The organism is Kribbella sp., assembly GCF_035655035.1.
GTDB lineage: Bacteria > Actinomycetota > Actinomycetes > Propionibacteriales > Kribbellaceae > Kribbella.
On the sequence record NZ_DASRVN010000634.1, the window covers coordinates 1 to 7,644 of the forward strand.

A 7,644-nucleotide genomic window follows, 5' to 3' on the forward strand; every position below is an offset into this window, starting at 1 on the left:
CCCAACCTTCGGTTTTGGAGACCGATGCTCTGCCAGTTGAGCTAGTGCCCTCTGCAATCCATCCGGACGCCGCGTCGGACCTGATCTCGGGCATGCCGGATCAGGGCCATCAACGCCCGGACTAGAGAAGTGTACGGGGTCTGAGCCACGTGGTCGAACTCAGCCTGCCCGCACGCCCCGCCTGCCTGGGCGCCGCACCGCGGTCAGAACCATACAGCCTCCACCCGGTCCCAACGGACCGCACCCCCTGCGTGTTCCCGCCCACCCCCTGAAACCCGGGCGCACCGGCGTCCGGCGTGGTGTCAGGATGGGCGCATGGGTTCCAGGATCTCGGCGCGGATCGGCGCCATCAGTGAATCGGCGACGCTGGCGGTGGACAGCAAGGCGAAGGCTCTCAAGGCGGCCGGCCGCCCGGTGATCGGGTTCGGCGCCGGCGAGCCGGACTTCCCGACGCCGGACTACATCGTCGAGGCGGCCGTCGCGGCGGCGCGGGATCCGAAGAACCACCGGTACAGCCCGGCCGGCGGCCTGCCGGAGCTGAAGCAGGCGATCGCCGAGAAGACCAAGCGCGACTCCGGGTACGAGATCGAGGCCGCGCAGGTTCTGGTCACGAACGGCGGCAAGCACGCGGTGTACAACGCGTTCGCGACGCTGCTCGACCCGGGCGACGAGGTCCTGCTGCCGGCGCCGTACTGGACGACGTACCCGGAGACCATCCGGCTGGCCGGCGGCGTACCGGTCGAGGTGCTCGCCGACGAGACGCAGAACTACAGCGTCACCGTCGAGCAGCTCGAGGCGGCCCGGACCCCGCGGACCAAGGCGCTGCTGTTCTGCTCGCCGTCGAACCCGACCGGTGCCGTCGACAGCCCGGAGGCGATCGCGGCGATCGGCCGCTGGGCGCTCGAGCACGACCTGTGGGTGATCACCGACGAGATCTACGAGCACCTGACGTACGGCGACACCCGCGCGACGTCGATCCCGGTCGCCGTACCGGAGCTGGCGGACAGGACCGTCGTACTGAACGGTGTCGCGAAGACGTACGCGATGACCGGGTGGCGGGTCGGCTGGATGATCGGGCCGAAGGACGTCATCAAGGCCGCGACCAACCTGCAGTCGCACCAGACCTCGAACGTCTGCAACATCGCCCAGCGGGCCGCGCTCGCGGCGGTGTCCGGCGACCTGAGCGCGGTCGACGAGATGAAGGTCGCGTTCGACCGGCGGCGCCGGACCATGGTCCGGATGCTCAACGAGATCCCCGGCGTCGAGTGCCCGGAGCCGACCGGCGCGTTCTACGCCTACCCGTCGGTCAAGGGCGTGCTCGGCAAGGAGATCAACGGCCGTACGCCGACGACGTCGGCTGAACTGGCCGACCTGATCCTCGACGAGGTCGAGGTGGCGGTGGTCCCGGGCGAGGCGTTCGGCGCACCCGGATACCTGCGGCTGTCCTACGCGCTCGGCGACGACGACCTGGCCGAGGGCCTCGGCCGGATCGCGAAGCTGCTGAGTTGAGGCGGACTCCAGTCACTGACCAACCCCGCGCGCGGCGCCGCGCGCACGCTCAGCGCCGCGGCGGCGCTGCCTGTTGCCGGGGTTTGGTCAGTGGCGGAGGTCCGCCGATTTCTCTCCCGGCGCTGTGCGTCGGTAACCTTCTGTGATGACGCAGCGGGATCTGCGGGTGCTGCCCAAGACGCACCTGCATCTGCACTTCTCCGGCTCGATGCGGCATCTGACGCTGGTCGAGCTGGCGGACAAGCACGGCGTCCGGCTGCCGGACGCGCTGCGCACCGACTGGCCGCCGGAGCTGTCGGCGGCCGACGAGCGCGGATGGTTCCGGTTCCAGCGGTTGTACGACATCGCGCGCTCGGTGCTGCGGACCGAGGACGACGTACGCCGCCTGGTCCGCGAGGCGGCCGAGGACGACCGGGCCGACGGCTCGCGCTGGCTGGAGATCCAGGTGGACCCGTCCGGGTACGCGAACCGTTTCCACGGGATCACCGAGTTCACCGACCTGGTGCTGGATGCCGCCCGGGACGCGTCGGCGTCGACCGGGATCGAGGTCCAGGTGATCATCGCCGCGAACCGCACCCGGCACCCGCTGGACGCCCGCACCCTGGCCCGGCTGGCCACGCAGTACGCCGGCCGCGGCGTGGTCGGGTTCGGCCTGTCCAACGACGAGCGCCGCGGCACGACGTCGGAGTTCGCGCCGGCCTTCCGGATCGCCCGCAACGCCGGCCTGCTGGCGGCACCGCACGGCGGCGAACTCTGCGGCCCCGCCACCGTCCGCACCTGCCTGGACGAGCTGGGCGCCGGCCGGATCGGCCACGGCGTCCGCTCGGTCGAGGACCCCGACCTGCTCAAACGCGTCGTGGACGCCCAGATCGCCCTGGAAGTCTGCCCCGCCTCGAACGTCTCGCTCGGCGTCTACCGCAGCGCCGAGGAAGTCCCCCTCCGCGAACTCTACGAATCCGGTGCCCGCATCGCCCTCGGCGCCGACGACCCCCTCCTCTTCGGCTCCCGTCTTGCCGAGCAGTACGAAACCGCCCGCACCGTCCACAACTTCACCGACCCCGAACTCGCCGACCTGGCCCGCTCCTCGGTCCTGGCCTCCACCGCCCCACCCGAAACCCAGCAATCCCTCCTCACCGAAATCAACCAATGGCTAGGAGCCCCAGCCCCAGTCCCTGCCTGAGGCCAGGTGAGCGCCGGGCGGGTTCCCGAAACCCAGCAATCTCCTCACGTACCTGCCTGAGCGCCGGATAAGTGCTGGTTGCGTTCCCGAAACCCAACAATCTCCTCACGTACCTGTCTGAGGGCCGGATGAGTGCTGGTTGGGTTCCGGTTTGGGTCATTGTGGGGGCGGGGGTGCGGGCATAACTTTGCGTCATGACGCCGACGAAGATCCTGTTGCCAGAGGATGAGCTGCCGACCCGTTGGTACAACGTGCTTCACGACCTGCCGACACCCCCACCGCCGGTGCTGCACCCGGGGACGGGGCAGCCGATCGGGCCCGACGACCTGGCGCCGTTGTTCCCGATGGACCTGATCCTGCAGGAGGTCTCACAGGAGCAGTACGTCGACATCCCGGGCGAGGTGCTCGACGTCTACCGGCTGTGGCGGCCCAGCCCGCTGTACCGGGCACACCGCCTGGAGAAGGCGCTCGATACGCCGGCGCGCATCTACTACAAGTACGAAGGCGTCTCACCGGCCGGATCGCACAAGCCGAACACGGCGGTCCCGCAGGCGTACTACAACGCGAAGTCCGGAGTCCGGAAGCTCACCACCGAGACCGGCGCGGGGCAATGGGGTACGGCGCTCGCCTTCGCCTGCGCGCAGTTCGGGCTGGACTGCGAGGTCTGGCAGGTGCGGGCGTCGTACGACCAGAAGCCGTACCGGCGGACGATGATGCAGGTCTTCGGCGCGACCGTGCATCCGAGCCCGTCGGACCTGACCGAGGCCGGGCGGAAGATCCTCGCCGCCGACCCGGACTCCACCGGCTCGCTCGGGATCGCGATCAGCGAGGCGGTCGAGGCCGCGGTGCAGGACCCGGAGGTGCACTACGCGCTCGGCTCGGTGCTGAACCACGTTCTCCTGCACCAGACCGTGATCGGCGAGGAGGCGCTGATCCAGCTCGCGATGGCCGGCGAGACCCCGGACCTGATCGTCGGCTGCACCGGCGGCGGGTCGAACTTCGGCGGCCTGGCGTTCCCGTTCCTGCGGGAGAGGTGGGCCGGCCGGATGTCCCCGGTGGTGCGCGCGGTCGAGCCGGCCGCGTGCCCGTCGCTGACCCAGGGCACCTACGCGTACGACTTCGGCGACACGATCGGGATGACGCCGCTGATGAAGATGCACACGCTGGGCCACGACTTCGTCCCGGACCCGATCCACGCCGGCGGCCTGCGGTACCACGGCATGAGCCCGCTGATCAGCCACCTGTACGAGACCGGCGAGATCGAGGCGGTCGCCAAACCCCAGTCCGAGTGCTTCGCCGCCGGCGTCCAGTTCGCCCGTACGGAAGGAATCCTCCCCGCCCCCGAGCCCACCCACGCCCTCGCCGCGACCGTCGAGGAAGCCCTGCTCTGCAAGGAGTCCGGCGAGGAAAAGGTCATCCTCACCGCCCTCTGCGGCCACGGCCACCTGGACCTGGCCGCCTACGACGCCTACCTCTCCAACACCATCGTCGACCGCAGCTGGGCCGACGCCGACATCCGATCAGCCGTCGCCGCAGCCCTCACGAAACTCCCAGCCCTGAGCTAACCACCCCACCCACCCCGCTTCCACCAAGGCTTGGGCCGCTTCGCCACGGCGGCCAGCCAGTCCTCCGGGATCGCCCAACCACGCCCGCTCAACGCGTCGAAGTACTCGGCCTTCAAGCTGTCCGGAAGCCAGTACGTCGCCCGCTGCGGCGCGGTCACCTCGAAGTACGTCGTGCGTTGCCGGCGGCTCCATACCGTCGCCTGGTTCGAGCTGTACGCAAGCCGGACGTAGTCCCACCGCGCCTGCTCGTCGTCCATGTCGTACCCACGCTCGATCACCCGCGCCTTCCCGGCCGCCTCCTGCTCGAGCTCGTCGATCAGCTTCTGCACCAGGACGCGATCGTCGGTGAGCTTCGAGGGCAACCGCAACCCGACCGGATCCAGCACCACCGCCCCCAGCCGCGGTCGCGCGACCTCGAGGAACACCTCGAGCAACGCGAACCCTTCCTCCACCCGCCCGAACCGCTCCAGTTCGGCATGCAGTGTGGTGACAGCTTCCTCAGGCACGAAATCACCCTAGACCGAGCGGACCCCACGCCCAGCTCTCCGCATCTGCCCCGATCTGCCCGCATCTGCCCCACCCAGTCACGCTCAGTTCGTGCACCGAGTGCGACGATCTGCCCCGGACCCGGGGATCGGATGGGTGGCAGCACCGGAGAAAACCCTTCCACAGCGGGAAGTCCGGGGCATGGCCGGGCAGCTCGGGGCAGCTTGGGGCAGATCATCCACAGGGCCCCAAATCGAGGTCGCAGTGGGTGTTCGCGCACCTACAGTTACCGGCATGTCAGAGCCCAATGACCTGCTGCGAGCCGCCCGCGAGCGGACGCCCTCGCGGCGGACCCCCGGCGAGCAGATGTCCCGGGCCGAGCTCGCGGACGCGGTCTGTTCCTGGTTGTGGCAGACGACCGAGACAAAGTACGAGCTGGACGGCCATTACCTCGCGAAGCTGGAGCGCGGCGCGGTCCGGTGGCCGGGCGCGGCGTACCGGGCCGGCCTGCGCAACGTCCTGAACGTCAGCGACGACAGCGAACTGGGATTCGTCCCGCCGGGCGGTTTCGGCGCCGTCGACCCCGAGCCCGGCGTGAGTTCGGTGATCGATCTCGACGAAGAACTGGTGCAGGCAGGGGACGAGTCGATCGCCCAGCTCGCGCTCGCCGAGGAGTCGAATGTCGGCGACATGACGGTCGAGCAGCTCCAGGCCGACATCCTGCGCATCACCGAGAGCTACCTCCGCTCCCCGACGAAGCCGCTGTACCTGCGCGGGCGGGCGATCCGGGACCGGGCGTTCCGCCTGTTGTCCGGCCGGCAGCCGCCGAAGCAGACCCGCGAACTGTTCGCCGCGGCCGGGTGGGCGCTCAATCTCCTGGCCTGGATCTCGGTGGACCTCGGCCGGCCGGACGTGGCCGAGAATCACACCCGGACGGCGTGGGCGTGTGCCGAGGCCGCGGATCGCGACGATCTCCGCGCCTGGGTTCGGGCAACCCAGCACACGGCGGCGTTCTGGCAGGACGACTTCGCCCGGGCGGCGTCGTACGCCGAGGACGGGCTGCGCTACGCGACGGGCAGTTCGGCGCTCTTCCTGGCCGGCGCCTTCGCTGTGGATCTCGCCCGGTCCGGACGTCATGCCGACGCGCGGGACGCGCTGACGATCGCGAAACGCACCACCGTCCGACCCGACAGCCAGGAACTCGGCGGTCCTTTCCTCTGTACGCCGGAACGCGCCGAGGGCATCTGGTCCGACGCGCACCTGGCACTCGGTGAAGCGCACCTCACTCTGCAACACGCCGACCATGCGATCGCCTTGTTCGAGGCGTCTCCGCATCTCGTCCGCAACTTCGGATCCGAACGCATGACCAGGCTCCAGCAGGCGAAGGCACACCTGCAGCTCGGCGAACTCGACGGCGCGGCGGAGGCCGTCGCCGTCGTCCTGACCACTCCGGTCGAGTATCGGGTCCGGCCGTTGGTCCATCGCATCAGCGAGGTTGCCGCCCTGACCCGCATGAGCCAGCACGCGAACGACCCGAAGGGCCGCGACCTGCACGAGGCGATCCGGGTCTTCGCCCGACACCCTGCCACCCGGCCCGCCGCGAGCAACTGAGAGGTACCGCGATGTTCCACGAACTCCGAGATCACTGGTCCCTGCGCCCCGGCTGGCGTCCCGGTCGCGTCTTCTACGCCTGGCACATCACCTTCGAGGACAGCTCCGAGGTCGCCGCCCTCCAGGAGGCCTACTCCGACTTGCTCGACGACCTGCCAGGCTTCACCCCCGTTCCACCGCAGGGGTTGCAGCTCGCCGTGCAAGGCGTCGGTTTCGCGGACCGGGTCCCGGACGTGGACCTGAAGGACATCGTCGACGCCACCGGCCGGCGCGTGATCGGTTTCGGCGCCGTCCCGGTCACGGCCGGGCCCGCCGTGCTCGAACCGGAATCGATCCGCCTCGTCGTCCGGCCGGCCGAGCCGCTCCAGCACCTCCGCGCGCTCACCCGAGCCGCAATGGTGGACGTCTGGGGCGACGACGCGGTCCCGGAACTTCCCGGGCTCGATCCCCACATCACCCTTGCCTACAGCAACAGCCAGGCCGCCGCCTACCCAGTGGCCAAGCGGCTCGCAGCTCACCCGCGCCGATCCAGCGAGCTTTCGATCACCACACTGCGTCTGCTCGCGCTCCAGCGCACCGGCCGTCTCTACCACTGGTCGCAACAACTCAGCCTGCCCCTCGACTCCCAACCGAACGACTGAGCTCGCCGACCAGAGAGCCAGGTAGCCGCCACAGGTGGTGCCCGACAACCCGCCCGGGCCCCTCCCAAGGGCAGGTGGTGCGAGTTCTGCCGGTTTGGTGCGCTCCACGGTGCGGGCTCTCGCGTCGACCTGCGAGAACCTCCGGCCTACTGGCCCGCTGGTGTCCGAGGAGCGCTTGACAGATTCTTCAAGCTCCGTATGCCCGCAGTGAGACCACATGGGCCCGGGGCGCGCCGTTGGTGCGGTGGGCCGTCAGGCGCAGGTGGGTGGCCTCGGTGGGGGTCTCCAGGTGGTGGTGTTGGGTGCGGTGGTGGTTGTTGGTGACGTGGGCGATCGGTTGCCAGGCGGTGTTGCTGTTGCGGAGTTCGAGGGAGTAGTCGGCCAGGAGGGTGGGGAGGGACTCGAAGGGGGTGCGGTGGTGGTGGAGGTTGATGAGATCCTCTTGGACGTCGTCGTCGAGGATCACGACCACCTCGGAGAGGGTGACCGGCTCGGGCCAGGCGAGTTCGACCCAGGGGGTCGGGTCCCAGGCCAGGTCTTCGGAGGACCACAGGTTCGGGCCGCCGTACGGGCGGGCGTAGCCGCCGATGACCTTTTCGGGGGCGTACGCCGTAGTCTCGCCGAGGCGGATGCACAGGCCGGCGCGCGGAAG

Annotated in this window: 6 protein-coding genes and 1 pseudogene; 5 read left to right on the forward strand and 2 right to left on the reverse strand. The window is 69.7% G+C overall.

Annotation, left to right across the window (positions count from 1 at the left end; translation table 11 throughout):
- Positions 1-315: 315 nt before the first annotated feature.
- The 3 genes from VFF46_RS33260 to VFF46_RS33270 all read left to right on the forward strand — a co-directional run bounded on the left by VFF46_RS33260 (position 316) and on the right by VFF46_RS33270 (position 4,254).
- The gene (locus tag VFF46_RS33260) at positions 316-1,509 is read left to right on the forward strand and encodes a pyridoxal phosphate-dependent aminotransferase (protein ID WP_325041211.1); all 1,194 of its coding nucleotides are present in this window, start codon (positions 316-318) and stop codon (positions 1,507-1,509) included.
- Between the two features lie 145 nt (positions 1,510-1,654).
- Positions 1,655-2,689, forward strand: a complete 1,035-nt coding sequence (locus tag VFF46_RS33265; protein ID WP_325041212.1) for an adenosine deaminase — start codon at positions 1,655-1,657, stop codon at positions 2,687-2,689.
- Between the two features lie 194 nt (positions 2,690-2,883).
- Positions 2,884-4,254: a TrpB-like pyridoxal phosphate-dependent enzyme gene (locus tag VFF46_RS33270; protein ID WP_325041213.1), complete on the forward strand. Its 1,371-nt coding sequence runs from the start codon at positions 2,884-2,886 to the stop codon at positions 4,252-4,254.
- Here VFF46_RS33270 and VFF46_RS33275 read toward each other — a convergent pair.
- Positions 4,251-4,760: a hypothetical protein gene (locus VFF46_RS33275; protein WP_325041214.1), complete on the reverse strand. Its 510-nt coding sequence runs from the start codon at positions 4,758-4,760 to the stop codon at positions 4,251-4,253. The genes VFF46_RS33270 and VFF46_RS33275 overlap by 4 nt on opposite strands.
- 274 nt (positions 4,761-5,034) lie before the next feature.
- Between VFF46_RS33275 and VFF46_RS33280 the strand changes: the two genes are divergently transcribed.
- Entirely contained in the window at positions 5,035-6,351 is a 1,317-nt protein-coding gene (locus tag VFF46_RS33280) for a hypothetical protein (RefSeq protein WP_325041215.1), read from the forward strand.
- An 11-nt stretch (positions 6,352-6,362) separates the two neighbouring features.
- Positions 6,363-6,992 carry a 2'-5' RNA ligase family protein gene (locus VFF46_RS33285; protein ID WP_325041216.1) on the forward strand — a complete coding sequence of 210 codons (630 nt, stop codon included), beginning with the start codon at positions 6,363-6,365 and terminating at the stop codon, positions 6,990-6,992.
- A gap of 187 nt (positions 6,993-7,179) precedes the next feature.
- Here VFF46_RS33285 and VFF46_RS33290 read toward each other — a convergent pair.
- Positions 7,180-7,644: pseudogene (locus tag VFF46_RS33290) on the reverse strand (pyridine nucleotide-disulfide oxidoreductase); the annotation flags it as partial.